General features: G+C 64.8%; 26 protein-coding genes. 14 read left to right on the forward strand and 12 right to left on the reverse strand.

Annotated elements, in window-relative coordinates:
* Positions 1–44 precede the first annotated feature (44 nt).
* Positions 45–1607 carry a helicase HerA-like domain-containing protein gene (locus tag L0V05_RS14910; protein WP_234871783.1) on the reverse strand — a complete coding sequence of 521 codons (1563 nt, stop codon included), beginning with the start codon at positions 1605–1607 and terminating at the stop codon, positions 45–47.
* A 475-nt stretch (positions 1608–2082) separates the two neighbouring features.
* On the opposite strand from L0V05_RS14910, the gene L0V05_RS14915 reads away from it, so the two are divergent.
* Positions 2083–2715: an invasion associated locus B family protein gene (locus L0V05_RS14915; protein WP_234871784.1), complete on the forward strand. Its 633-nt coding sequence runs from the start codon at positions 2083–2085 to the stop codon at positions 2713–2715.
* Positions 2716–2775: 60 nt separating this feature from the next.
* On the opposite strand, the gene L0V05_RS14920 is transcribed toward L0V05_RS14915, so the two are convergent.
* The 5 genes from L0V05_RS14920 to L0V05_RS14940 are packed head-to-tail and all read right to left on the reverse strand — an operon-like array spanning position 2776 to position 7364.
* On the reverse strand, positions 2776–3102 hold the full coding sequence (locus L0V05_RS14920) for a YnfA family protein (RefSeq protein WP_255683816.1): 327 nt from the start codon (positions 3100–3102) through the stop codon (positions 2776–2778).
* A gap of 13 nt (positions 3103–3115) precedes the next feature.
* Positions 3116–4324 carry a beta-ketoacyl-[acyl-carrier-protein] synthase family protein gene (locus L0V05_RS14925; RefSeq protein WP_234871786.1) on the reverse strand — a complete coding sequence of 403 codons (1209 nt, stop codon included), beginning with the start codon at positions 4322–4324 and terminating at the stop codon, positions 3116–3118.
* Positions 4325–4333: 9 nt separating this feature from the next.
* Positions 4334–4597 (reverse strand): acyl carrier protein, encoded by a 264-nt coding sequence (locus tag L0V05_RS14930; RefSeq protein ID WP_234871788.1) that lies wholly within the window; start codon positions 4595–4597, stop codon positions 4334–4336.
* 30 nt (positions 4598–4627) lie between these two features.
* Positions 4628–5713 carry a UDP-3-O-(3-hydroxymyristoyl)glucosamine N-acyltransferase gene (gene lpxD, locus L0V05_RS14935; protein ID WP_234871790.1) on the reverse strand — a complete coding sequence of 362 codons (1086 nt, stop codon included), beginning with the start codon at positions 5711–5713 and terminating at the stop codon, positions 4628–4630.
* A 31-nt stretch (positions 5714–5744) separates the two neighbouring features.
* Entirely contained in the window at positions 5745–7364 is a 1620-nt protein-coding gene (locus tag L0V05_RS14940) for a L,D-transpeptidase family protein (protein ID WP_234872218.1), read from the reverse strand.
* Positions 7365–7682: 318 nt separating this feature from the next.
* Between L0V05_RS14940 and mepK the strand changes: the two genes are divergently transcribed.
* Complete coding sequence (mepK, locus tag L0V05_RS14945; RefSeq protein WP_234871792.1) at positions 7683–8252, forward strand: peptidoglycan L,D-endopeptidase MepK; 570 nt, start codon at positions 7683–7685, stop codon at positions 8250–8252.
* Positions 8253–8306: 54 nt separating this feature from the next.
* On the opposite strand, the gene L0V05_RS14950 is transcribed toward mepK, so the two are convergent.
* Both L0V05_RS14950 and L0V05_RS14955 read right to left on the reverse strand, forming a co-directional pair.
* The gene (locus tag L0V05_RS14950) at positions 8307–9053 is read right to left on the reverse strand and encodes an RlmE family RNA methyltransferase (protein WP_234871795.1); all 747 of its coding nucleotides are present in this window, start codon (positions 9051–9053) and stop codon (positions 8307–8309) included.
* Positions 9050–10189, reverse strand: coding sequence for a Ppx/GppA phosphatase family protein (locus L0V05_RS14955; RefSeq protein ID WP_234871797.1), 1140 nt, complete (start codon positions 10187–10189; stop codon positions 9050–9052). The genes L0V05_RS14950 and L0V05_RS14955 overlap by 4 nt, the downstream gene beginning before the upstream one ends.
* Positions 10190–10475: 286 nt before the next feature.
* Between L0V05_RS14955 and L0V05_RS14960 the strand changes: the two genes are divergently transcribed.
* From L0V05_RS14960 to L0V05_RS14995, 8 genes are all read left to right on the forward strand, one after another.
* On the forward strand, positions 10476–10772 hold the full coding sequence (locus tag L0V05_RS14960) for a virulence factor (RefSeq protein ID WP_234871799.1): 297 nt from the start codon (positions 10476–10478) through the stop codon (positions 10770–10772).
* A 22-nt stretch (positions 10773–10794) separates the two neighbouring features.
* The gene (locus L0V05_RS14965) at positions 10795–11715 is read left to right on the forward strand and encodes a methylenetetrahydrofolate reductase (protein ID WP_234871801.1); all 921 of its coding nucleotides are present in this window, start codon (positions 10795–10797) and stop codon (positions 11713–11715) included.
* A 15-nt stretch (positions 11716–11730) separates the two neighbouring features.
* Positions 11731–12711, forward strand: a complete 981-nt coding sequence (locus tag L0V05_RS14970; RefSeq protein ID WP_234871803.1) for a methyltetrahydrofolate cobalamin methyltransferase — start codon at positions 11731–11733, stop codon at positions 12709–12711.
* Positions 12712–12750: 39 nt separating this feature from the next.
* Positions 12751–12978, forward strand: a complete 228-nt coding sequence (locus L0V05_RS14975; RefSeq protein WP_234871805.1) for an N-(5'-phosphoribosyl)anthranilate isomerase — start codon at positions 12751–12753, stop codon at positions 12976–12978.
* A 149-nt stretch (positions 12979–13127) separates the two neighbouring features.
* Entirely contained in the window at positions 13128–15170 is a 2043-nt protein-coding gene (locus L0V05_RS14980) for an ASKHA domain-containing protein (protein ID WP_234871807.1), read from the forward strand.
* Entirely contained in the window at positions 15142–15783 is a 642-nt protein-coding gene (locus L0V05_RS14985) for a sigma-70 family RNA polymerase sigma factor (protein WP_319937890.1), read from the forward strand. The genes L0V05_RS14980 and L0V05_RS14985 overlap by 29 nt, the downstream gene beginning before the upstream one ends.
* Complete coding sequence (locus L0V05_RS14990; RefSeq protein ID WP_234871808.1) at positions 15780–16448, forward strand: anti-sigma factor; 669 nt, start codon at positions 15780–15782, stop codon at positions 16446–16448. Before L0V05_RS14985 ends, L0V05_RS14990 begins: the two co-directional genes overlap by 4 nt.
* A 109-nt stretch (positions 16449–16557) precedes the next feature.
* Complete coding sequence (locus L0V05_RS14995) at positions 16558–17112, forward strand: fasciclin domain-containing protein (RefSeq protein ID WP_234871810.1); 555 nt, start codon at positions 16558–16560, stop codon at positions 17110–17112.
* A gap of 249 nt (positions 17113–17361) precedes the next feature.
* Here the strand turns inward: L0V05_RS14995 and L0V05_RS15000 are convergent, their stop codons facing one another.
* The 4 genes from L0V05_RS15000 to L0V05_RS15015 form a co-directional block, all read right to left on the reverse strand.
* Positions 17362–18759 carry an aspartate aminotransferase family protein gene (locus tag L0V05_RS15000; protein ID WP_234871811.1) on the reverse strand — a complete coding sequence of 466 codons (1398 nt, stop codon included), beginning with the start codon at positions 18757–18759 and terminating at the stop codon, positions 17362–17364.
* Between the two features lie 153 nt (positions 18760–18912).
* Complete coding sequence (locus L0V05_RS15005) at positions 18913–19572, reverse strand: GntR family transcriptional regulator (protein WP_234871813.1); 660 nt, start codon at positions 19570–19572, stop codon at positions 18913–18915.
* A gap of 56 nt (positions 19573–19628) precedes the next feature.
* Positions 19629–20747 carry a 3-dehydroquinate synthase gene (aroB, locus tag L0V05_RS15010; protein WP_234871815.1) on the reverse strand — a complete coding sequence of 373 codons (1119 nt, stop codon included), beginning with the start codon at positions 20745–20747 and terminating at the stop codon, positions 19629–19631.
* A gap of 1 nt (position 20748) precedes the next feature.
* Positions 20749–21294 (reverse strand): shikimate kinase, encoded by a 546-nt coding sequence (locus L0V05_RS15015; RefSeq protein ID WP_234872222.1) that lies wholly within the window; start codon positions 21292–21294, stop codon positions 20749–20751.
* A gap of 172 nt (positions 21295–21466) precedes the next feature.
* Here L0V05_RS15015 and L0V05_RS20550 point away from each other — a divergent pair, with 172 nt between their 5' ends.
* Genes L0V05_RS20550 through L0V05_RS15030 form a run of 4 tightly spaced genes read left to right on the forward strand, consistent with a single transcriptional unit; the run spans position 21467 to position 25424 of the window.
* Positions 21467–21601: a hypothetical protein gene (locus L0V05_RS20550; protein WP_255683779.1), complete on the forward strand. Its 135-nt coding sequence runs from the start codon at positions 21467–21469 to the stop codon at positions 21599–21601.
* The gene (locus L0V05_RS15020; protein WP_234871817.1) at positions 21591–23132 is read left to right on the forward strand and encodes a hypothetical protein; all 1542 of its coding nucleotides are present in this window, start codon (positions 21591–21593) and stop codon (positions 23130–23132) included. Before L0V05_RS20550 ends, L0V05_RS15020 begins: the two co-directional genes overlap by 11 nt.
* Before the next feature lie 4 nt (positions 23133–23136).
* A complete protein-coding gene (locus L0V05_RS15025; RefSeq protein ID WP_234871819.1) occupies positions 23137–24063 on the forward strand; it encodes a site-specific tyrosine recombinase XerD in 927 nt (308 codons plus the stop codon).
* Positions 24064–24122: 59 nt separating this feature from the next.
* Entirely contained in the window at positions 24123–25424 is a 1302-nt protein-coding gene (locus L0V05_RS15030; RefSeq protein ID WP_234871821.1) for an HlyC/CorC family transporter, read from the forward strand.
* Positions 25425–25470 lie beyond the last annotated feature (46 nt).

Below are 25470 nucleotides of genomic sequence, written 5' to 3' on the forward strand. Positions count from 1 at the left end.
CGCGGCCTTGGCGCCCTGCTCGCGCGAATGTCAGCGACGACCCGTCATTTGCCCCGGAACAGCGACCCCAATACCCCCCGGACCAGCGCCTGCCCCGATTTGGTGCCAAGCTGCCGGGCGAGGCTCTTGGCAAAGACTTCGGCCACGCTGTCGCTTTGCCGTGACGGCGAACGTGTTGCCGGCTTCGTCGCCGCACCGCCATCGTAGCGGCGGGCATTCTTGAAGGCGTCGTCGATGGCCGATCCGCCCCCCTGTTTCTGGGATGCCTTTTCCTCTTCAGCGCGGGCAGCCTCTTCGGCTGCCTTGTCGGCGCGAGCCTTGAGGATCTCGAAGGCGCTTTCCCGGTCGATCGGCGTGTCGTACTTGCCCATCATGGGCGATGCCGCCATCACAGCCGCGCGTTGCGCAGGGTCGAGCGGGCCGACCTGCCCCGAGGGCGGCCGGATCATCGTGCGCTGGACGATTCCCGGAACGCCCTTGAGTTCGAGGAAGGATGTCACCGCCTCGCCCGTCCCGACCTCGCGGATCGCGGCCTCGGTCGAAAAGGCGGGGTTCGGACGATAGGTTTCCGCCGCGAGTTTCAGCCCCTTCTGGTCCTTCGGCGTAAAGGCGCGGAGCGCGTGCTGCACGCGGTTACCGAGCTGGCCGAGGATCTTTTCGGGAATGTCGGCCGGATTCTGGGTGATGAAATAGACGCCGACCCCCTTGGAGCGGATCAGACGGGCAACCTGCTCCACCTTGTCGACGAGCGCCTTGGGCGCGTCGTTGAACAGAAGATGAGCCTCGTCGAAGAAGAACACGAGCTTCGGCTTTTCGGGGTCGCCTACTTCCGGCATCTGTTCGAAAAGCTCCGACAGCAGCCACAAAAGGAAAGTGGCGTAGAGACGGGGCGAGGCCATAAGCCGGTCCGAGGCGAGGATGTTGATCCGCCCTGCCCCGGTTTCGTCGACGCTCATCAGGTCGGCAAGGTCCAGCGCCGGTTCGCCGAACAGGTTATGGCCCCCCTGGTTCTCGAGAACGAGGAGTTGTCGCTGGATCGAACCCACCGTCGCAGGAGAGATGTTGCCGTAGCGAAGCCCGATCGACGAGGCATTCTCGCCAATGAAGACCAGGAGCGACTGGAGGTCCTTCAGATCGAGAAGCGGCAGCCCCTCTTCATCCGAGATTCGGAAGGCGATGTTCAGCACGCCTTCTTGCGCCTCGCTCAATTCCATCAGGCGCGACAGGAGCAGCGGCCCCATCTCGGCCACCGTCGTGCGGATCGGGTGGCCCTGTTGACCGAAGAGATCCCAGAACGTGACCGGGAAGGCGCGATACTGCAGGTCGATGCCCATCGACTCGGCGCGCTTCATGAAGGCATCGTGGCGCTTGTCCTGCTCTGATCCGGGTGCGGCCACACCGGAGAGGTCGCCCTTGATGTCGGCGGCGAAGACTGGAACGCCCGCTGCGGAAAATCCTTCGGCCAGCACCTGAAGCGTGACCGTCTTGCCGGTACCGGTTGCCCCGGCAATCAAGCCATGGCGGTTGCCATAACCCAATAGCAGGACCTGCGGGTCAGCATGCGTTTCGCCTGCGCCTCCTACGAAGATGCTCTCGGTGCCGGACATCACGCCCCCTTATCCTGCCGCTGCGTCAGCTCGAAAATACATCGTTAACCCAGTTGTGCCAGTGTCGATGTTGTTCCGGTTCAGGGCGTCTCAACCGGAGCGCGACTTCCTCCCTGTTGACTGGCCGCGCCTCGCTTAAGGCGCGGCTTTTTTTCATGATTTTCAAAAGTACAGGTCGCAAATTCTCGTGAAGAAAGTCGTTGACGCATGTGCCGATCCGGCCTAGCGTCCCGAACCATGAAGTCGGCCAGTCCGACAGGGAGCAAAAAAACAAACCGGAAAAGGGCCTCGCTGCAGGCCCTTTTTCATTTCGGGCGGGGCGCGAACCGTAACGGGGCCTTCACATCCCCTCACGATTGAAAGATCGCTGCATGCAATCTCGGTGAGGATTCGTCCGTCCGCGCTTTTCGCACCTGACACCGTGCCCGGCGCGTGCTAATCGGCGGGCGAATGATGCGTCCTGATGGAACAGCCGATGACCAGTTTGACCAAATCCCTCCTCCTTGCCCTCAGCCTGACCCTGCCGGTCGGGAACGCAGCCTTTGCCCAGACCGCGCCCGCAGATGCGGGTGGCAGCGCTCCCGCGGCAGGTGAAGCGGCACCGGGCTCCGGCCTGTCGATGGGCTCGGCAACGCAGGCGCCCGACGGTCCCGGCACGACCTATGTCGAGGCAACCTTCGATTCTTGGGAGAAGCGCTGCATCCGCACCGTGGACGGTTCCAATCCCTGCCAGCTCTACCAGCTGCTCAAGGATGACCAGGGTGGCCCGGTCGCCGAGTTCAGCATGTTCGCCATGCCCCCCGGCCAGCAGGCCGCGGCCGGTGCGACGATTGTCGTGCCTCTGCAGACGCTGCTTGCCCCCGGTATCACGATTGCAATCGATACCAATCCGGCCCGCCGCTATCCGATGACCTTCTGCGCTCCGCCCGGTTGCGTGGCCCGCGTCGGCTTCACCCAGGCCGAAGTCGATGCCATGAAGAACGGCAAGTCGGCGAGCCTTACGATCGTTCCGGCGATGGCCCCGGATCAGAAGATCACGCTGAATGTCTCGCTCAAGGGCTTCACCGCAGGCTTCGAAGAAATGAAGAAGTCCGTTCCGCAGCAGTGATGCGTAAGTTCAGCAATGCCGAGCGCCGCCCCAACCGGGCGGCGTTTTGCTTTCTCCGGGTCAGCTGGACCTTGGGACGAACAGGATGATACCCGCCCCGGCAAGGCACAGGGTTACCCCGGCCAGGTCCCACCGATCGGGCCTTTGCCCCTCGATCAGCCAGAGCCAGCCAAGCGAGGCCGCGATATAGACTCCGCCATAGGCAGCATAGGCTCGTCCTGCAAAGGCCGCTGGCGACAGCGTCAGAAGCCATGCAAACAAAAGAAGCGAGGCCCCGCCCGGCACCAGCCAGACGGCGGATCGGCCAAGGCGCATCCAGGCCCAGATTGCAAAACAACCGGCAATCTCGGCCATCGCAGCCGCAAGATACAGCGAGAGCGCCGCCAACCCGGGCACCGGATCAGACCCGGCGCAAGGCCAGGACGGCGTTGAGCCCGCCGAAGGCGAAGGCGTTCGACAGGGCTACATCGACCTTTGCCTCGCGCGCGGTATTCGGCACCACGTCGAGCGCGCATTCCGGATCCGGTTCCTCATATCCGATGGTCGGCGCGATTAACCCGTCGCGCAGCGCCATGATGCAGGCCAGAAGCTCCACCGCGCCTGTGCCGCCGATCAGGTGACCATGCATCGACTTGGTGGACGAGATCATCAGCCGGTCGGCATGGGGGCCAAAGACATCGGCGACGGCCGCGCATTCGGTCTTGTCGTTGGCCGCCGTACCGGTGCCGTGAGCGTTGATATAGCCAACACTGTCGCCGCTGATCCGCGCATCGCGCAGCGCGCCGGAAATCGCCCGCGCCGCGCCCTGCTTCGATGGCATCACGATATCGGCCGCGTCCGAGGTCATGGCAAAGCCCGCGACCTCGGCCAGGATCTCGGCACCGCGCTGCCGGGCGTGCTCGTATTCCTCGAAGACGAAGACGGCTGCGCCCTCACCCTGGACCATGCCATTGCGATTGAGCGAAAACGGGCGGCAGGCATCCTTCGACATCACGCGCAGCCCTTCCCAGGCCTTGATGCCGCCGAAACACAGCATCGACTCTGACCCGCCGGTCAGCATCGCCTGCACCATGCCCGAGCGTATCATGTGAAAGGCCATGCCCATGGCGTGGTTGGAGCTGGCGCAGGCAGTGGCTACCGAGAAGCTCGGCCCCTTAAGGTTGAACTCCATCGAAAGGTGGCTGGCCGCGGCATTGTTCATCAGCTTCGGCACGACAAAGGGATGGACGCGGTTCTTTCCCTCTTCGTAGACGGCGCGATAGTTCTCGTCCCAGGTGTTCACGCCACCGCCAGCGGTGCCAAGAACGACACCCGTCTCGTAGCCCAGATGCCCGTCGAAATTCAGCCCCGACTGCGACACCGCCTCGCGTGCGGCGAGCAGGGTGAACTGGGTGAATTTGTCATAAAGAACAATCTGCTGGCGATTGAAATGCGCCTCGGGGTCCCAGTTGTGGACCTGTCCGCCGATCTGGATCGACAGCCGGTCCTTGTCGCGGATGTCGAGCTCACTGATCCCGCAGCGCCCCTCGCGGAAGGCTTCCAGCGTGCCGGGCACGTCATGGGCCAGCGCATTGATCGTGCCGGCTCCGGTGATGACGACGCGCTTCACCGCCGGGCCTCAGCCCTTCTGCGCGACAAGGTCCTCGACCGCGCGCACGATGGCGGCAACCGAGGAGATGTCAAAGTCGCTCTGGGTCGGTTCGTTGGCGTTGAACGGCACCGAGATGTCAAACGCTTCCTCGATGGAGAAGATCGACTCGACCAGCCCGAGGCTGTCGATGCCAAGGCTTTCGAGAGTCGAGTCCATCTTCACGTCCGACGGGTCAAGCACGGCCTGTTCGGCAATGATCGCGATGACCCTGTCCTTCACGCTAACCGTCATGGCCGCCTCTCACTTTCCTGCCCGGTTCGTTTAGTCTGACTCGGCGGCCTTTGGAACGGTTTTTTCCGAGTCAAGGCGCGCCAGGACCTTCGGCAGACGGCGCAAGGCCTTGTACATCGACAGATGCTGGTCATAGCGCACGGCAGGGTAGCCGAACACGACAGCATTGTCGGGGACGTTCGTCGCGACACCGGCATTTCCCATGACCACGGCGTTCCGGCCGACCCGCAGATGATCGGCAACGGCACAACGCCCCGCCAGCACCGCGCGATCCTCGATCACCGCCGAGCCCGCAACTCCGGCCTGGCCGCAGATCAGGCAATGCTCGCCGATCCGCACGTTGTGACCAACCTGTACGAGGTTGTCGATCTTGGTGCCGCTGCCGATCACCGTATCGGTGATGGTGCCCCGGTCGATGCAGGAGTTTGCGCCGATCTCGCAATCGTCACCGATCCGCACCGCACCAAGCGAGTTGATCCGGACATAGGCATCCTGATCCTCGAAAGTGACCGTCTTTTCAGCCCTGGCCTGTTCCACGACACCCGGGGTCGGCGTCACGAAGGAGAACCCATCGCCGCCAATCACCACACCAGGCTGGCCGATGAAGCGATGGCCGATCCGCACCCGCGCCCCGATCCGTACGCCGGGATGCAGCAGAACGTCATCCCCGATCACCGCGTCTTCCGCCACGGACACGTGCGACAGGATTCGCGCATTCGCACCAATCCGCGCCCGCGCCCCGACAACCACGAAAGGCCCGATCGAGGCATTGGCACCGATTTCCGCGGACGGATGGATCACCGCGAGCGGGTGAATGCCAGGTTCGGCTTCCACGGCCTTCTCGAAGACCCGCGTGATCCCGGCCATCGAATAGCGCGGTCTCGGCATGAAGATCGCCGCCTGAAGCCCGAGCGCCCGCCAGTCAGCCTCGGGCCAGAGCATGGCCGCCCTGGCCTGCCCCTTGGCCAGCCCCTCGGCATAGCGTTTGTCCAGTGCGATCGCGAGCGCATCGGGCCCAGCCTCGGAAGGTTCGGCTGTCCGGATGATGACCAGATCAAGATCGCCCTCGGCCCGCGCGCCAAGCGCGGCCGCGATATCCCGGATCGTGTGGCTCATGTCAGGCTCCGCTCGCAGATCGCGGCGGACCCTATCCCTGAACGTCTCCAAGCGCCACCCCGGCATCGGACAGGGCGCGGAAGATCTCGGCATCGCGGCCATAGATGTCGCGGCGATAGGTCATCTCACCCTTCGCGTCGGGGAATGCCGTGAAATAGACCAGATGCACCGGAACCGGCGAGGTCAGCTTGATCGAGGATTCGGCCTTGGTCTTGAGCTGGCCATCGAATTCCGCCTTGGGATCGGCGGACTGCGGGGCCAGCATCGCATAGGCGAAGTCGATCGGGTCGGCGAGGCGGATGCAGCCGTGGCTATAGGCCCGCACCTCTTGCGAGAAGAGCTGCTTCTGCGGCGTGTCGTGAAGGTAGATGTTGTACTGGTTCGGGAACAGGAACTTGACCTTGCCAAGCGCATTGCCATCCGAGGGCGGCTGGCGCATCGCAAAGGGAAAGTTCGCCGCCGTGTAGCGTGAGAAGTCGATCGAGGCGCGCGACACTTCGCGCCCTGACCGATCCACGATCTTCAGATGTCCGGCGGCGTTCGGGTTCGCCTTCAGAAGCGGCAGGTATTCCTTTGTTGTGATCGAGCGCGGCACGCTCCAACTCGGGTTGAGGACCATCAGTTCCATCTGGTCCGAGAACTCTGGCGTCTTGAGATCTCCGCTCGCCTTGCCGACGACGGCGCGCGTGACAAAGGTGTCGCGGCCATGGTCGACGATCCGAGCGGTGAAATCAGGCAGGTTCACCCAGACATGGCGCGTGCCAAGGTCTGGCTCCATCCAGCGCATCCGCTCCATCGCGACGAGCACGGATTTGAGCCGGTCCTCGGGACCGACATTGATCTCTTCGATCGTCGAGGCGCCGGCGACCCCATCCACAGTCAGGCCATGCGTGATCTGAAAGGTCTCGACGGCCTTGCGCATTGCCGCATCATATTCGGCCGAGGCCGTCGGGCGCAGGTAACCCATGGCAATCAGCCGGTCGCGCAGTGCGACCACCGCATCGCCGCTGTCCCCCGGTTCGAGCCTGTTCGATCCGACTTCGGGGCCCCAGCCGCCCGCCGCAATTTGCTGCATCAGATCGAAGCGCACCCGCATCAGCTGCGAGTATTCAGGCGCTGAAGGCGGCAGGTTACGCAGGTAGTCAGCGGGATCAGAGGCCAGAAAAGCATCGAGCTGCACCCGCCTGTCGCGAACCGGCACCTCGCGGACGATGCCGGCATCGACCTTCTTCGGCACCAGAACACCGGTTTGCACGTCGCGCGCGTAGTCGAGGAAGGCCTCGGTCATCTGAACTTCGACCTGGCCGCGATCCCGTTCCGACTGGGCAGATCGCAACGCCGCGAGAAGTGCGCCCGCGTCGTAGCGCGATACGGGAAGCGCATGATCCCCGGCGCGAGACAGGGTCAGCAACAGCGCATTGCGCCGCGCCGCATCGTCGGCGTCGGTCCAAATCGCGGCATACCCAGTTTCGCGGTAGAAGGCGGCAACCGCTTCATCAGCCGCTGCGGCCTCGGCAACGGCCTGCACGAAACTCGAGTCGGGTGCTGCCACCTGCGCCACCGCAGGGGTCGTTCCGGTCAGGGCGGCGGCAGAGGTCGAGAGGAAATAGGCAAGAAAAGCTGAACGAGAAGAAAGACTTGAGACGAACATACGGGAAAAGGAAGAACTCACAGGCATCCGGACCTCGGGCGTAATGTCCCGCAACTTTCGGGGAGCCTCCAGGAATTGTCCATGCCCACGCGACATTCAGACAACGCCCCTGTCACAGAACTGCCACGCCGCCCTCTGGGCAGCGTTTCGCGTGCGTGAGCAAATTTCAGCCCAATTAACCCGCCTTTGCGAATTTGATGTCAATCAACGCTTGGGTCGAGAAAATCAGTATGGCATACAAGTGAAGCAATTGGGGACAAGTTGCGACAATCCGCCGTCAAGGCGGAGGCAGCACGAGCGACGGGACAGGCTTTTCAAATGGCATCTTCGACTTCGGCCGGAATGACCCGGCGTGGGTTGATTGGGGTGTTTGCCGCAACCATGGTGGTGGCTGCGCCGACTTACTCCAACGCCTTCGGCCTGCTACGCGGTGCAGGCGATGTCCGCCGGATCCGGATGTACTCGGGCCGCACCGGCGAAAGCATCGACACGATCTACTGGATCGAAGGTGAATACATCCCGCAGGTCATGAAGGAACTGAACCACTTCATGCGTGATTGGCGGACCGACACCCAGGTCAAGATGGACGGCCGCACGATCGATATCGCTGCTGCGTCGCATCGCCTGCTGGATGTCAACGAACCCTACATGCTTCTGTCCGGTTACCGCAGCCCGCAAACCAATGCCATGCTGCGCGAACATTCGCGCGGCGTCGCCCGCAACTCGCTGCACATGAAGGGTCAGGCTGCTGACCTGCGTCTTTCCTCGCGCTCGGTCGGGCAGATATCGCGTGCGGCACTGGCCTGCTCGGCGGGTGGCGTTGGCAAGTATCCTCGATCGAACTTCGTCCACATGGATTGTGGGCCGGTTCGCACCTGGGGCGGCTGATCCGAGACGTCGCCAGCCAGATGAAAGGGCGCCCCCGGGGCGCCCTTCGTCATTTCAGGCTTCTGGCTCTGATTGATCGCGGCGTCCCCGGAACCCGGTCGCAACCACGAATTTCTCCGAGCTGTCCGCTCGGCTGGCGGGCGGCTTGACATTCGCGACCTTGGCGAAGTTCTGCTTCAGCATGGTCTGGAGCCCGATTTCGGCCCCACCGGCCAGCACCTTGGCGACGAACGTCCCACCCTCTTCCAGCACGTCGAAGGCAAATCCCGCCGCCGCCTCGCACAGCGCCACGATCCGAAGGTGGTCTGTCTGCTTGTGGCCCGAAGCAGCAGCGGCCATGTCGCTCATCACGACATCGGCGCGGCCACCGAGCCAGCCCTTGACCTTCTCGTCGGCATCGTCCGACAGGAAATCGAGCCGGTGAATTTCCGCCCCGGCAATGGGTTCCACCTCCTGCAGGTCCACGCCAAGGACTGTGCCGACCGGTTTTCCCGCCTTCTGGCCAAGTGCATTCACCCGCTCAACCGCAACCTGGCACCAGCCGCCTGGGGCGCAGCCAAGGTCAACCACCCGCGCGCCGGGCCTGAGAAAACCGTACTTGTCATCAAGCTCGATGATCTTGTAGGCCGCCCTGCCCCGAAAACCCTCGCGTTTTGCCCGCTGGACGTAGGGGTCGTTCAACTGCCGCTCGAGCCATAGTGTCGAGGACAGCTTGCGCCCCTTCGCGGTCTTGACCTTGACCCGCAGATCGCGCTGGCCCCGGCCCGAGGTGTTCTTCGTGGTGTTCTTCTTTTCTGTCATTCGTAGGGTCCGTCCTCGAGCACGCCATCAGCGCTCATCTGGGCATAAAGCAACCCTTCGCGCAGGCCGCGATCCGCCACAGAGAGGCGGTCCGTCGGCCAGATCCGCATCATCGCCTGGAGGATCGCTGCTCCCGACATGATAAGGGCGTGGCGGTCGCGCCCGATCCGCGGATCGGTCCGCCGGCCCTCCGGCCCAAGCGTCAGGTAATCGCGGATCACCGTGTCGATCTGGTCCGAGGTCATACGCAGCCCGTCGACCTTGGCCCGGTCATAGCGCCGCAGGCCAAGGAACGAGGCAGCGACCGTCGTCACCGTGCCGCTGGTGCCGATGATCTGGAATCCCTCGCGCGGGTTGTCGGCGTTGTAAGGCGAGAACTTCGACAGATGTTCCTCGAAGAACCAACTCATCAGCGCAAAGCGCGCCGCATCGTCCTCGACATCGTGGAACTGATCGCGGAGCGTTGCGACCCCGAGCGGCACCGAGATCCAGTCCACCACCCGCGCCGCGCCCTCGCCTTGCGACTGGAACCCGGCATGCAGGCGCATGATCGATCGCGGCCGATCTTCCGGCGCGACATCGGACAGATCGATCCAGACCAGTTCCGTCGAACCGCCACCAATATCGACGACCAGAAGCTGCTCGGTCCGCCGAGACACAAGCGGCGCGCAGGAAATCACCGCCAGCCGCGCCTCTTCCTCGGGCTGGATGATCTCGAGTTGCAGCCCGGTCTCGCGGCGGACCTGCCGGATGAAGTCCTTGGAATTCCGGGCGCGACGGCAGGCTTCGGTTGCGACAAGGCGCATCCGCCGCACGCCGTGTTTCTCGATCTTCTTCTGACAGATACGCAGCGCCTGGACCGTCCGGTTCATCGAGGCACGACTCAGTCTCCCCGACGCCTCCAGCCCGACACCGAGCTGGACGGTCTTGGAAAAACTGTCGATCACCGTAAACTGACTGCCCTTCGGCTGGGCAATCAGCATCCGGCAACTGTTCGTTCCGAGATCGAGCGCCGCATATAGACGGTCGTCCTCGGCCATGCGGGTGCCAGACGGTTCGCCCGGCGGCTCTGCGACCCATTGGGCAGCGGCCGACGTCGGGATCGCGTCCGCACCCAAGGGACGCTCGGGCGTCATTTTCGCCCTCCAATCGTGGTTGGGATCAACCTAGCCCCCGGAACCACGCCACGCAAGACCATGATCCGCCAGAAGCCTGCCGGAGAGTCGCAGGCCATCGACAGGATTCATCTTGATGATGAAGAGAATGATCCCTTGGGGCTGTCGCACGAGGAAGCCGGTTGCGGTAGAAGATGCGGGGTCGGCAGCAAGGGTCGCTCCGCGTCACGAAGATGTCGAAAACCGACAGCGGATGTCGCGCTCCGCTCCGTAGAACGGACGCAGAAACGGCAGGGGGAATCAGCACATGCCCGAGGTCACGATCGTCTACTGGCGCGACATTCCCGCCCAGGTGATCGTCGGCAAGGGCCGGCGCGGATCCAAGGTGCAGCTCAGCGAACGCTTCGAACAGGCGATCGACCGCTGCGCCATGAAGATCGGAGCAAAGGATGCCGACGCCTACATGGCCGAATGGCGCAAGGCCGCCCCCTATGAGAAGGAGGGCGATCAGGACGAAGTCGCCCGTTCCGAGGCGGCCCGGCTGGAAGCCGAATACGACATGCCGCGCCTGAAGGCGCTGATCGACAACGAAGGCCGGGCCTGAGAGCGCCCAGAGGAGACCGGACATGGCCCTGTTCAACTTCCGCCGCGAGGCCGCTGCCCCATCGGGCGTGAACCCGGAGCTTGAGGCGCTGCTTGCCGGCTTCTCGATCGAGGTGATGCCGCGCACCGCCGAGAAGGTCGAAAACTTCCGCGACATCCTGCCAGCCGGCACGCGCGTCTACATTGCCCATATCGAAGGCACGCCGATCGAGGAAATGGTCGCAACCGCCAAGCGGATCTCCGGCGAAGGCTTCACCGTCATGCCGCACTTCCCGGCGCGTATCATCAAGAGCAAGGCCGAACTCTCCGACTGGATCGCCCGTTACCAGGGCGAGGCGGGCATCAAGCAGGCCCTGCTGCTCGGTGGCGGCGTGACCACACCGGCTGGCGAGTTCGACAGCTCGATGCAGATGATCGAGACCGGCCTCTTCGACGGCTTCGAGCGGCTCCACGTCGCCGGCCACCCCGAAGGCAACAAGGACATTGATCCCGACGGCTCGGACCGCGCCGTGATGGACGCCCTGCGCTGGAAGCAGAAATTCTCCGAGCGGACGGATGCCCAGATGGCGATCGCGACCCAGTTCTGCTTCGAAGCCGGCCCGGTCATCGCCTGGGCCAACCGTCTCGCGGCCGAGGGCATCAAGCTGCCGATCCATATCGGCGTCGCGGGTCCGGCCAAGCTCCAAACCCTCATCAAGTTCGCCGTCGCCTGCGGCGTCGGCCCGTCGCTCCGCGTGCTGCAGAAGCGCGCGATGGATGTGACGAAGCTCCTGCTGCCCTACGAGCCGACCGAGTTCCTGACCGAACTCGCTGCGCACAAGGCCAAGACGCCCGGCTTCAACATCGAGCGCGTCCACTTCTTCCCCCTCGGCGGCATCAAGACCAATGCCACCTGGGCCACCGAAAACGGCGGCGCCTCGGGCGTTCCTGCCTCCCACGCTTGAAAGACAGGTTGAACAATGACCCGTACCGTTCTTGAATCCAAATCGAAAACCGTCATCATCGGTTTCGACGAACCCTTCTGCGTGATTGGCGAGCGCATCAACCCGACCGGCCGCAAGAAACTCGCCGCCGAGCTGGAAGCGGGAGACTTCACCACAGTCGAGATCGATGCGCTCCAGCAAGTCGCTTGCGGTGCCACGGTTCTGGACGTCAACTCGGGCGCGGTCTTCACCAACAAGATGGCCGAAGACCCGCGCTATGCCGACAACAACTTCGTCGAACCGCCGCTGATGCGCGAACTCATCGCCCGCATCCAGGCGATCACCGACGTGCCGCTCTGCATCGACTCATCGGTTCCGGCAGCGCTGGAGGCGGGTTTGGCCGCCTGCGAGGGCCGTCCGCTCCTGAACTCCGTCACCGGCGAGGAAGAGCGGCTGGAGCGCGTGCTGCCGCTGGTGAAGAAATACAACGTGCCGGTCGTGGCGATCTCGAACGACGACACCGGCATTTCGCCCGACCCCGAGGTTCGCTTCGCCGTGGCCAAGAAGATCGTCCAGCGCGCCGCAGATTTCGGCATCCCGGCGCATGACATCGTGGTCGACCCGCTGGTGATGCCGGTCGGCGCGATGGCGACCGCCGGTCAGCAAGTTTTCGCGCTGGTCCGGAAACTCCGCGAGGAACTGGGCGTCAACACCACCTGCGGCGCTTCGAACATCTCCTTCGGCCTGCCCCACCGCCACGGCATCAACGCGGCCTTCCTGCCGATGGCGATCGGTGCCGGCATGACCTCGGCCATCATGAACCCCGTCCGTCAGGTCGAGATGGAGGCGATCCGCGCCGCCAACTTCCTGATGAACCACGACCCGAATGGCGGGGAGTGGATCCGCTTCTCGAAAGTGATCGAGGCCGTCGAAGCCGGTGCGACCTTCGCGGAAGCCTCAGCCGCCGCCTCGCAGGCGACCTCCGGTCGCCGCGGCGGTCGTCGCGCCCGCGCCTGATAACGCGTCCTTAACCATGGCCCGGAGAAAATCCGGGGCATGGGCCCTATACGCATTGCTGATCCGGAAGGCTGGATCGAGGAGGTTTTCTCGGCCAAGGCTGTGTCCAAGGGCGGCGTAATCCGCCGCGACCTTGCCTGGATCGACCGGGAGATTGGCCGGAACCGCTTCGTCGCCGAGGTCCGATCCAGGGGATTTCATCTTGTCGAAACGGGAGGCCAGTGGATCGTGATCTGCAGTTCAGGGTTTTTCCGGGTCATCTGCTGAAGCGAATTTTCTCGCGAAAATTCTGATTTTTCGCAGAAAAATCGTATCCGTGACTCAGGATGACGCTTCCGCGCCGCCTTGCGCCGCGAACAGGCATGGCGCATCCACCACCCGTTCCTAGATAGACTGACGGAAACGGAGGCCTTGCGATGTCTGACGACGCACTCGTGATCTTCACCCCCTCGGGCAAGCGCGGCCGTTTCGCGCTTGGCACGCCGGTCCTGACCGCGGCACGGCAGTTGGGCGTCGACCTCGATTCCGTGTGCGGCGGGCGCGGCATCTGCTCGAAATGCCAGATCACGCCAGGCTATGGCGAATTCCCGAAGCACGGCGTTACCGTCCATGAGGGTGCGCTGTCCGACTGGAACGCGGTCGAGGACCGCTACGACCGCATCCGCGGTCTGCCGAAGGGCCGCCGCCTGGGCTGCCAGGCCAAGGTCATGGGTGACATCGTCATCGACGTGCCGCCGGAAAGCCAGGTCCACAAGCAGGTCATCCGCAAGTCGGCAACCGAGCGGGTCATCGCCATGGATCCCGCCACGCGGCTTCTCTATGTCGAGGTCGAGGAACCCGACATGCACGAACCGACCGGCGATTTCGAGCGGCTTGCCCGGGCGCTCGACGCGCAATGGCAGGTCAAGGATGTCGAAGCCGACCTCGCCCTGCTCCGCCGCCTTCAGCCCGCCCTGCGCAAAGGCGAGTGGAAGGTGACGGTCGCGCTGCACCAGGGCCACCGCGATGCCCGTCCGCGCATTCTCGACATCTGGCCGGGCTTCCACGAGGGGCCGCTTCTGGGCCTTGCCATCGACCTCGGCTCCACCACCATCGCCGCGCATCTTTGCGATCTGTCGGACGGGCGCGTGCTGGCCTCTTCCGGCCTGATGAACCCGCAGATCCGCTTCGGCGAGGACCTGATGAGCCGGGTCAGCTACGCGATGATGAATCCCGGCGGCGATCAGGAAATGACAGCTGCGGTCCGGCAGGCCCTGAACACGCTCGTCACCGCGATTGCGGAGGAAGCCAAGGTTGAGGCTACGGCGATCTACGAGATCGTCTTCGTCTGCAACCCGGTGATGCACCACCTTCTCCTCGGCATCGACCCGGTCGAACTCGGTCAGGCGCCCTTCGCGCTCGCAACCTCGGGGAGCCTCGACCTCGATGCGCGCGACCTTGACCTGACTTCGGTCAACCGCGAGGCGCGAGTTTATGTGTTGCCCTGCATCGCCGGCCATGTCGGCGCCGACTGCGCTGCTGTGGCGCTGTCGGAAGAGCCGAACAAATCCAAGGACATGGTGCTGATCGTCGATGTCGGCACCAATGCCGAGCTGCTCTTGGGAAACGAGACGCGGGTGCTTGCCTGTTCCTCGCCGACGGGCCCCGCCTTCGAGGGCGCGCAGATTTCCTCGGGCCAGCGCGCGGCCCCCGGCGCAATCGAGCGGGTCGAGATCGATCCGGTCACCAAGGAGCCACGCTTCCGCGTGATCGGCAGCGACCTCTGGTCGGACGATCCGGGCTTTGCCGAAGCCACGAAGACCACCGGCGTCACCGGCATCTGCGGCTCGGGCATCATCGAGGCGGTCGCCGAGATGCGCATGGCGGGCCTTGTCGATCCCGGTGGCCTGATTGGCAGCGCCGAACAGACCGGCACTGACCGCTCGATCCCCTATGGCCGGACGCACAGCTACCTCGTCTACGACGGCAGCGAGAGCGGCGGACCGAAGATCATGGTCACGCAGGGCGACATCCGCGCGATCCAGCTGGCCAAGTCGGCGCTCTATGCCGGGGCACGGCTGCTGATGGACGAGATGGGCGTCGACAAGGTCGACAAGGTCACGCTGGCAGGGGCCTTCGGTGCGCATATCAGCCCCAAACACGCGATGGTGCTGGGGATGATCCCCGACGTGCCGCTCGACCATGTGATATCGGCCGGCAACGCCGCCGGCACGGGTGCGCGCATCGCTCTGTGCAACAAGGCGTCACGGGCGGCGATCGAGGAAACGGTCCACCACATCCACAAGGTCGAGACCGCGATCGAGCCGCGCTTTCAGGAGCATTTCGTCAATGCCAACGCCATTCCCCATGCCGTCGATCCCTTCCCGGAACTCGGCAAGGTGGTCAGCTTGCCCGAGGTGAGCTTCAACACCGGCGGCGGTGGCGGCGCCGATGGCGGGCGGCGGCGGCGGCGCGGATGACGGTTTCGCGGCGGATCGGAACCCGCTAGTCTGGTGCGATCCGCTAAGAAAGATCGCCCGCCGCATGACGAACGACGATCCCCTGGCCCCCCTCCTGTCGCGTGTCGCGGATGGTGATCGGGCGGCCTTCCGGGCGCTCTATGCTGCGGCATCGGCGAAACTCTTCGGCGTCGCGCTTCGTATCCTCGGCACGAGGTCCGAGGCAGAGGATGCGTTACAGGAAGTGTTCACCAGGGTATGGCTCAATGCCCGACGCTTCGATCCGGCAAAGGGGCGTGGCATGACGTGGCTGATCGCCATCGCCCGCAACCATGCAATCGATCGGCTGCGCGCCCGCCCAACCACGCCGGTATCGCAGGATGACTCGGTTCTCGAGCTTGTCGCCGATGACCGGCCTGGCGCCGAGGATCGCATCGTCGCCTTGGGCGAAAGCCGCCGGATCGCCGATTGTATGGGGGAACTCGAGCCCGACCGGGCGGCGGCGATCACGGGCGCCTATCTGAATGGCCAGTCCTACCAGGAGCTCGCCGAACGGTTCGGCGTTCCGCTCAACACGATGCGGACCTGGCTCCGCCGCAGCCTGCAAAGGCTGAAGGAGTGCATGGAGCGATGAGCGACCGTGACCTGCCCCCACCCGATGACGATCCGGACGCACTGGCCGCGGAATATGTGCTGGGCCTGCTCGACCCGGCAGGGCGGGCGGCAGCCGAGGCGCGGATCCGGATCGACGCGGGCTTTGCCGCGCTCGTCGATCAATGGACTGAGCGACTTGCGCCCCTGAACGCCGGATTTGCTCCGGTTCCGCCGCCCGACTTGCTGCCCCGGATCGAAGCGCGGCTGTTCCCGGCTCTGCCACGGCGCCGATGGGCCGGTTGGCGTTTCCTTGCCGGGGTGGTGACGGCCGCGATGGTGGGACTCGCGATCCTGGTCTTCAGCGGGCCGCCCGCACCGCCCGGACCCATCCTGACAGCCGAGTTACGGGCCGAAACGCAGCCGCTTCTCTTCGAAGCCCGCTACGATGGCAGTGCAGGTACAGTCACGCTGACAAGGCGCAGCGGCGCGGGGGCAGAAGCGGGCCGCGACTATGAACTGTGGTCGATCGGGGCCGACGGCATCCCGGCCTCGCTTGGACTTCTTCGCGGTGAGGAGATCACCCTGCCCGCCCCGGCGCTTGGACCGGGCATGGTGCTTGCAGTCAGCCTCGAGCCCGCAGGCGGCTCGACCACGGGCCAGCCGACTGGCCCGGTGCTGGTGACCGGCGCGCTGATCAACGGATAACGAAAGCGTGATCTGGCAAGCGGTCTGAAACTTCTCCGCCGAAGCCTCCGTAGCTGCTGATGCAAGGGCGATCCCCCGCCCGGCATCATACAGAGAGAGGAGAATTTCGATGACCTTCACAATCCGGAGCGTGACGGCGGCCGCAGCCCTTTGCCTGACGACCAGCCTGGCCCTTGCGGCGAACCCGATGGTCGGTGGCGCGGCGATGTATGACACCAAGACCATCGTCCAGAATGCCGTGAACTCCGCCGATCACACCACGCTGGTCGCGGCGGTCAAGGCGGCTGACCTTGTCGATACGCTGAACGGCCCCGGCCCCTTCACTGTCTTCGCACCGACCAACGAAGCCTTCGCGAAACTGCCGGCGGGCACGGTTGAGAACCTGCTGAAGCCGGAAAACAAGGAGATGCTGACCAAGATCCTGACCTGCCATGTGGTCGCCGGTGACATCACCTCGGCCAAGATCTTGGACATGCTGAAGCAGGGCAATGCGATCAAGGTCAAGACGGTCGGCGGCTGCGAGTACACGATCATGGCCAAGGGCGACAAGATCATGGTCAAGGACGGCATGAACGATGTCGCCACCGTCACCATCGCCGACGTGATGCAGTCGAACGGTGTGATCCACGTCATCGACACTGTGCTTCTGCCGCCGAAGATGTAAGCGGCGCGCCAGACTTCGCCCGGTCCTGTTTCTGCCGGCCGGGCGGAGTGGGCCGCGCAATTGCCTGAGTCCGGACCTGCCATTCCACGATCACGAAATTCGGACCCGCAGCGCGGCACTTTCCACCAGCAGTTCCGGGCCGGTCCTGCCCCCAGGACGTTGCACCGCAAGCCCGGAAATGCCGACGGGGCGCCTCCGATCGAAGGCGCCCCGTTGCTGTTTCTCCCTGCCGGACTTGGCCGGTCTTCGTTACGCGGCGGCCTTCAGCCAGCCGTCGGCCTTCAGCGCCGCATAGGTCTCGTCGAGCGATTTCCAGGCGCGCTCGATGAGCACGTCGATTTCCGACGGCTCGATGACCAGGGGCGGCGAGATGATCATGCGGTCACCGACGTGGCGCATGATGAGGTCGTTGGCAAAGCAGCGCTCGCGGCAACGATAGCCGACCTTGCCTTCGTCGGTGGCGAACTTGGCGCGGGTGGCCTTGTTCGGGGTCAGCGCGATCGAGCCCATCAGGCCGACGAGCTTGGCCTCGCCGACCAGCGGGTGCTCGGTCAGGCTTTGCCATTTCACCGCGAGATAGGGATTGGCCACGTCGCGGACGTGATCGACGATCTTCTCTTCCTGCATGATCCGCAGGTTCTCCAGCGCCACGGCCGCGGCCACCGGGTGACCCGAATAGGTGTAGCCGTGGTTGAAGTCGCCCGCGCCGCCGACGGTCGCCGCCACCTCGTCACAGACGATCGACCCGCCGATCGGCTGGTAGCCCGAGCTGAGGCCCTTGGCGATGGTCATGATATGCGGGCGGATGTTGAAGGTCTCCGACCCGAACCAGTTGCCGGTGCGGCCGAAACCGGTGATGACCTCGTCGGCGATCAGCAGGATGCCGTACTTGTCGACGATGCGCTGGATTTCCGGCCAGTAGGTCGAGGGCGGAACGATCACGCCGCCGGCGCCCTGGATCGGCTCGCCGATGAAGGCCGCGACATTCTCGACGCCAAGCTCAAGGATCTTCTCTTCCAGCTGGCGCGCACGGGCCAGACCGAATTCCTCGGGCGACATGTCGCCGCCCTGGGCCCACCAGTTCGGCTCGTCGATATGGACGATGCCTTCGATCTTGCCGCCATGGGCATGGATCGACTTCATCCCGCCGAGCGAACCGCCGCCGAGGGTCGAGCCGTGATAGCCGTTCCAGCGACCGATGATCGTGCGCTTTTCGGGCTGGCCCTTGACCTGCCAGTAGCGGCGGACGAGGCGGATGTTGGTGTCATTGGCCTCCGAGCCCGAACCGGCGAAGAAGACGTGGTTCAGATCGCCCGGGGCAAGCTCGGCGAGCTTGGCGGCCAGCGCGATGGCCGGAACATGGGTGGTCTGGAAGAAGGTGTTGTAATAGCTCAGTTCTTCCATCTGGCGGGCAGCGGCCTCGGCCAGTTCCTTGCGGCCGTAGCCGATGTTCACGCACCACAGGCCTGCCATGGCGTCGAGGATCTTGTGGCCCTCGCTGTCCTTCAGCCACACGCCCTTGGCCGAAGTGATGACGCGTGCCCCCTTCTGGGCCAGTTCCGCATTCGCGGTGAAGGGATGCATGTGATGCGCGGCGTCGAGGCGCTGCAGCTCGGCGGTCGGCAGGTGGTTGGTGATCTTGTTCATGGCATCCTCGGACTTGGTCCGGGCGCGGACAGGCCGCCCTGGCCCCCTGCCCCGGTTCGGCGCCGGAATCGGCACCTCTCATGCTGCGACAATATGATCAAAACCGACCGTCGCGCAAGATTTGATCAAATTATTTCTGCACCGCCCCGAGGCTCAGACTTCGCCCGCCTTGAGCGCCGCCCGCACCTGTTCGACGCCCTGCTCGATGTCTTTCTCGATGGCCTTCGAGAGGGCGGCGAAATCGCCTGCGCGCAGTGCAGCCAGCGCCTCTTCATGCTGGTCGGGCAGGTTCTGCGCCCCGATCCGGGCGCAAACGACACGGAGCGCCGGGCCAAAGCGCAGCCAGAGCGAGCGGGCCATGTCGTTCAGCACATTGGCCTCGGCGGCATCGTAGAGCGTAAAGTGAAAGCGGGTATTGCCTTCGAGATAATCGTGCACGTCCCCGCGTTCGATCGCCGCATCGATGCCGTGGTCGATGCGTTCCAGCCCGTCGATCTGCTCGGCGCTCAGGCGCGGCCCGGCCAGTTCGGCGAGCTTGGGCTCGATGGTCAGCCGGGCGAAGGCGATCTGGTCGAGCAGCGTCTCGGTCATCGGCGGCACCACGACGCGACGGTTGCCCTGCAACAGCAGCGCCCCTTCGGCGGTCAGGCGGCGGATCGCCTCGCGCACCGGCGTCATGCCGGCGTCGAGGTCGCGGATCAGGCCCTGGATCGTCACCGGCTGGCCCGGTTCGAGCACGCCAAAAAGCACCATGTCGCGCAAGCGGCCGTAGGTGACCTCATGCGTCGGGATGTTGCGATCTTCAGCGTTCATGCGCGCTACCTCGGGCACTCGGGAATTTGATCAATTAGGCCAAGGCTGCGGCGGGATCAACCGGCTTTGCCCTGAAGCGCGTCAGTCAGTAGCCGTTTGACCACATCTCCCGGCACGTCGTCGGCGACGAAGGCCTGACCGATCCCCCGCGCGAGAATGAAACGCAGCCGCCCGTCGATCACCTTCTTGTCCTGCGCCATCAGCGCGAGCAGCGCCTCAGCCCCCGGCAACTCGCCCGGAATGTCGGCAAGGTCGGTCTTCATGCCCATCGCCTTCAGATGGGCGCGGACCCGGCTTGGCGCCTCCTGCGAACACAGGCCAAGACGCTGGCTGAGTTCGAAGGCCAGAGCGCAGCCAATGGCCACACCCTCGCCATGCAGCAATCTGTCGGAATAGCCGGTCGCGGATTCCAGCGCGTGGCAGAAAGTGTGCCCAAGATTGAGAAGCGCGCGCTCGCCCTCCTCGGTCTCGTCGCGCTCGACGATGCCAGCCTTCATCTCGACCGAACGCAGGACGGCGCGCTGGCGCAGGGCGGCATCGGTCGAAAGTCTCGGCCCCTCGACCTCGAGCCATTCGAAGAACAAGGGATCGCCGAGCAGGCCGTACTTGACCACCTCGCCATAGCCCGCAAGGAAATCACGGGCCGGCAGCGACTCGAGCACGCCGATATCGGCCAGCACGAGACTCGGCTGGTGGAAGGCTCCGACAAGGTTCTTGCCCTGAGCGGTGTTGATCCCGGTCTTGCCACCAACCGAGCTGTCCACCTGCGCCAGAAGCGAGGTCGGAACCTGCACGAAACGTACGCCCCGGCGCAGGATGGCCGAGGCAAAACCGATCAGGTCGCCGATCACGCCGCCGCCAAGCGCCACCACGACATCGCGCCGTTCAACCTTCTGCTCCAGCAGCCATTCGGTCGCCCGCGCGAGGTGCGCCCAGTCCTTGGTCCCCTCGCCTGCAGGCAGCACCAGCGCCGAGGATGCGATGCCTTCGGCCTCAAGCGCCGCCTGAAGCCGTGCCAGATGCAGGGGCGCGACGCGGTTCTCGGTGACGATCGCCACCCGCTTGCGCTTCAGGAGACGTACGATCTCGGCCCCGGCGCGATCGATCAGCCCCTCGCCGATGCGCACCTCATAGGACCGCGCCCCAAGCGCGACCGGAACCGTCTGGATCGTCATGTCACTTTCCTTCCCATAGGTCGGGGCGCGCCTGCAGGGCCGTCAGCACTCGTCCAGCCATCTCGTCGACGGAATAGGACGGGCTGCTCTCGACCGTCACATCAGCCAGCGCATAGATCGGCACCCGCGCCTCGTAGATCGTCCGCAAGGTCTCGCGCGGGTTGGCCGTGCGCAGAAGCGGGCGCGTCGTCTTGTGGCGGACCCGCTGCCACAGAAGATCAAGATCTGCCTTCAGCCAGACCGATACGCCCTGCTCGGCAACCAGCTTGCGGTTCGTCTCGGCCAGAAAGGCGCCGCCGCCGGTCGACAGGATGCAGGGCTCGCCGCGCAGCAGGCGGGCCAGCACCTCGGTTTCCCGCGCCCGGAAGAACGGCTCGCCGTCACGCTCGAAGATCTCGGCGATCGAGCGATGGGCGGCGCGGACGATTTCCTCGTCCGAATCGAGGAAGGGCACGCCCAGCATCCGGGCCAGCGCCGTACCGACGGCCGTCTTGCCGGCGCCCATCATTCCCACCATCACGACGGTTTTGTTCAGCCGTCCACCCAATTTCGGCAGCGTCCCGCGCAAGTTCAACTTTCTGCCTTGAATGGCGTGAAGTCGCAGAGAATGCCATATATATTCGCACCGCTCGACATCGAGACCCGGAACGGGCATGGGAGCGGCAGGCGATGCCCCGCGCATCGCAGGCTGACAAGAAACGGAACAAGGCAAGGCAGGCATGGCACGCATTTTCATCGCAGTTCTGGTTCTGGCGGTTCTGGCGGTGGCGGTTCTGGCCGTGTTTGCCTACTTCGGGGACCTCACACCACAACAGGCCCCGGTGACCGTGCCGGTGACGCTGGATGTCAACTGAGACGGGGCGCGTCGCCCTTCTGATGTTGGCGTTCCTGGCGCCGCCCGCCTGGGCGGAGGCGCCACTGTCCGCGATCGACTGGCTGTCGAACTCGATCAACGAACCCGTCGCGCCCCTTCCTGCCAAGCCCGAGGAACCCGCAGTGACCAGTGGCGCAGCGATCGGGGCAGATATCGCGGTCAGTGTCATCGGGGCGCCCTCGCCCGATGCAGTCGGCCTCTTGCCCCCCGCCGTCACAGGACTGCCGTCGAGTCTCTGGGGGCTTGGCCGCACCGAAGAGATCGCGGCCCTGATCCGCCAACCCCGACCGGGAACATTGCCGGCCCTGCAATCGCTGCTGACCGCGGTGCTTTTGGCCGAGTCCGAACCACCTGCCGATTCCGGGGGATCGGGTACGCTCCTTCTGGCGCGGATCGACGCGCTGCTCGACATGGGCGCGCTGGATCAGGTCGCCGCGCTGATCGATGTGGCCGAAAGCAACGACCCCGAGGTCTTTCGCCGCGAATTCGACGTGGCGCTTCTGACTGGCGACGAGGATGCGGCCTGCAAGAAGATGCAGGAATCGCCAACCCTTGCGCCGACCTTTCCGGCACGAGTCTTTTGCCTGGCCCGCTCGGGCGACTGGAACGCCGCGGCGCTGACGCTGCGCACGGCCGAGGCGCTCGGCTATGTCAGCGCAGACGAGGAGGAATTGCTGGCCCGGTTCCTCGACCCCGAACTGTCGGATGGCGCGCCTGACCTTCCGATCCCCGACCGCCCCTCGCCTCTTGTCTGGCGGATGTACGAGGCCGTAGGCCAGCCCTTGCCCACGACGCAGCTTCCGCTCGCCTTCGCCCATGCCGAACTGCGCGAAACCGCGGGCTGGAAGGCACAACTCGACGCGGCGGAACGCCTTGCCCGTGCCGGCGCCGTGCCGCCGAACCAGCTTTTGGGGCTATACACCCTGCGTAAACCGGCTGCCTCTGGCGGTGTCTGGGACAGGGCTGCGGGGATCCAGAAGCTCGAGGCCGCGATCGCGGCACAGAATACAACCGATGTGGCCGAGATGCTGCCCGGCGTCTGGGACCTGATGGTGACGAGCGAGCTTGAGGTGCCCTTCGCCACGATCTTCGCCGCGCCACTCGCCGCGCTGCCGCTCAAGGGCTATGCCGCGAGCCTGGCCTTTCGCATCGAGCTTCTGTCGCCGGACTACCGAAAGCTCACCACGGGGTACAAGCCGGTCGATATTGCCGAAGGGTTCCTGCTGGGGCTGGCTCGCGGCAGCCTGGTCGGAACGACCGCGCCCGACAGTCTGGGACGGGCGATCGCGCCGGCATTCACAAGGCCCGAGCTTTCGGCCCAGTCGAAGCTGCTTCTGGCTGACAACCGGGTGGGTGAGGCGATCCTGAATGCGATCGACGAAATCGCCAAGGGGCTGAGCAGCGACCTCAAGGGGGTGACGACAGGGCTTTCGCTCCTGCGCAAGGTCGGGCTCGAGGATGCCGCCCGGCAGACCGCACTGGAACTGATGCTCCTGGAACGCAGGGGCTAAGGCGATGGACCGCTGGATCTCAGCCTTCCTCGAGGCGCAGTCGGCGGAACGGGATGCCGCGCGCAACACGCGCCTTGCCTATGGCCGGGACCTGAAGGATTTCGCCGACTGGCTGGAGCGGCGCGGTAGCGACTTTGCGCAGGCAGGCCGGGCCGAGGTCGAGAATTACCTTGTCTTCTGCGAGGCACAGGGCCTGTCCAAGGCCACCCGCGCCCGGCGTCTGTCAGCCATCCGCCAGATGTACCGCTTTGCCCATGAGGAGGGCTTTCGCGCCGACAACCCGGCCCTGCCGATCAAGGGACCGGGCCGGATGCAGCGCCTGCCCAAGACGCTGAGCCAGGCCGAGGTCGACGCGCTTCTGACCGCTGCTGCTACCACGGGGCGCGACGAGGGCGAGCGCCTGCGCAACCGCTGCCTCATGGAACTGATCTATGCGACCGGCCTTCGGGTTTCGGAACTGGTGGAACTGCCGATTGCGGCGGTCCGGGGCGATCCGCGCATGATCCTCGTCCGGGGCAAGGGCGGCAAGGAACGGATGGTTCCTCTGTCCACACCTGCCCGTGCGGCGCTGACAGCGTGGCTCGCGGTTCGCGACCGGGACGAGGATCTGGCGCGCACCAAGGGTATCCCGCCGTCCCGCTTCGTCTTTCCCGCGGGCGGCAAGGAAGGGCACCTGACCCGCCAGAGCTTCCATTCGCTGGTCAAGACGCTCGCCCTGAACGCCCGGATCGACCCGGAACGGGTAACGCCCCACACCCTGCGCCATGCCTTCGCCACCCATCTTCTGGAAGGCGGCGCCGACCTGCGCGTGATCCAGACGCTGCTTGGCCATGCCGATCTCGCCACGACCGAGATCTACACGCATGTTCTGGACGAACGCCTGAAGTCACTTGTCCTGACCCACCATCCCCTCGCCCGCGACACCGACTGACGCCTTGCGTGCAACTTGTCCTGCGCCGCATAAGCGGGGCAGGTTTCTAGGGTGCCCTGATGGATTTCTCCAGTCTCGATACATCATTCTGGCTGACATGCGCTGCCATCGTCGCGCTTCTGGTGATGTCAGCCTTCTTTTCCGGATCGGAGACAGCCCTGACCGCCGCGTCTCGGGGCAAGCTCAGGGCACAAGCCGACAAGGGGTCGACGGGGGCCACCTCAGCGTTGAAAGTCACTGATGACAACGAGCGGATGATCGGTGCGCTGCTTCTGGGCAACAATGTCGTCAACATCACCTCGGCCGCGCTCGCCACCGCCGCGCTGACCCGTCTCTTCGGCGACAGCGGCGTGGCGATTGCTACCTTCGTGATGACACTGCTGGTCCTGATTTTCGGTGAGGTGCTGCCCAAGACCTATGCGATCAGCAATGCCGAAGCAGTCTCGACCCGGGTTGCACCGCTGATCCTGATCGTGATCCGGGTTTTTTCGCCCATCGTGACCGTGGTGCGGGCCGCCGTCCGGGGTATTCTTCGGCTGTTCGGCGTCAAGACGGACCCCGATGGCCACATGCTGGCGCTGCGCGAGGAGATCGTCGGCGCCATCGCCCTTGGCCATTCCGGCGGCGCGGTGGAGAAGGAACATCGCGACCGCCTGATGGGCGCGCTCGACCTGACAGACCGCACCGTGGACGAGATCATGCGCCACCGCAGCCAGATCGAGATGATCGATGCGGATGCTTCGCCCGACGCGATCCTGACCCAGTGCCTCGCCTCGCGGCACACGCGGTTGCCGGTCTATCGCGAAAGTCCCGAGAACATCCTTGGCGTCGTCCATGCCAAGGACCTACTGCGCGAGGTCGACAGCCTGTTGCGCGGCCCCGAGGCCGACCCGGCGGCGTTGGCGGACCTCGACATCCTCAAGGTCGCGATGAAGCCCTACTTCATCCCGGACACCACGACGCTGGACGAGCAGATGCGCGAATTCCTAAAGCGGCGCACCCATTTCGCCCTGGTCGTCGATGAATACGGTGCGCTCGAGGGGCTCATCACGCTCGAGGATATCCTCGAAGAGATCGTGGGCGACATTGCCGACGAGTTCGACATCGCACCGACGACAGTGCTGAAGCGCGCGGCGGATGGCGACTATCTTGTCGAGGGATCGATGACGATCCGCGACCTGAACCGGACGATGGACTGGTCGCTGCCCGATGACGAGGCGAATACCGTCGCCGGACTGGTCATCCACGAGGCGCAGATGATCCCGAACGAGGGCCAGGCGTTCAGCTTTCACGGCTTCCGCTTCCAGGTCGCCGGGCGACAGGACAACCGCATCACCAAGCTCAAGGTGCGACCGCTCTGATGCGGCAGCCATGGAAACGGGGGGCATTGCGCCCCCCGCCCCGCCC

The organism is Alitabrizicola rongguiensis, assembly GCF_021491355.1.
GTDB classification, from domain to species: domain Bacteria; phylum Pseudomonadota; class Alphaproteobacteria; order Rhodobacterales; family Rhodobacteraceae; genus Aliitabrizicola; species Aliitabrizicola rongguiensis.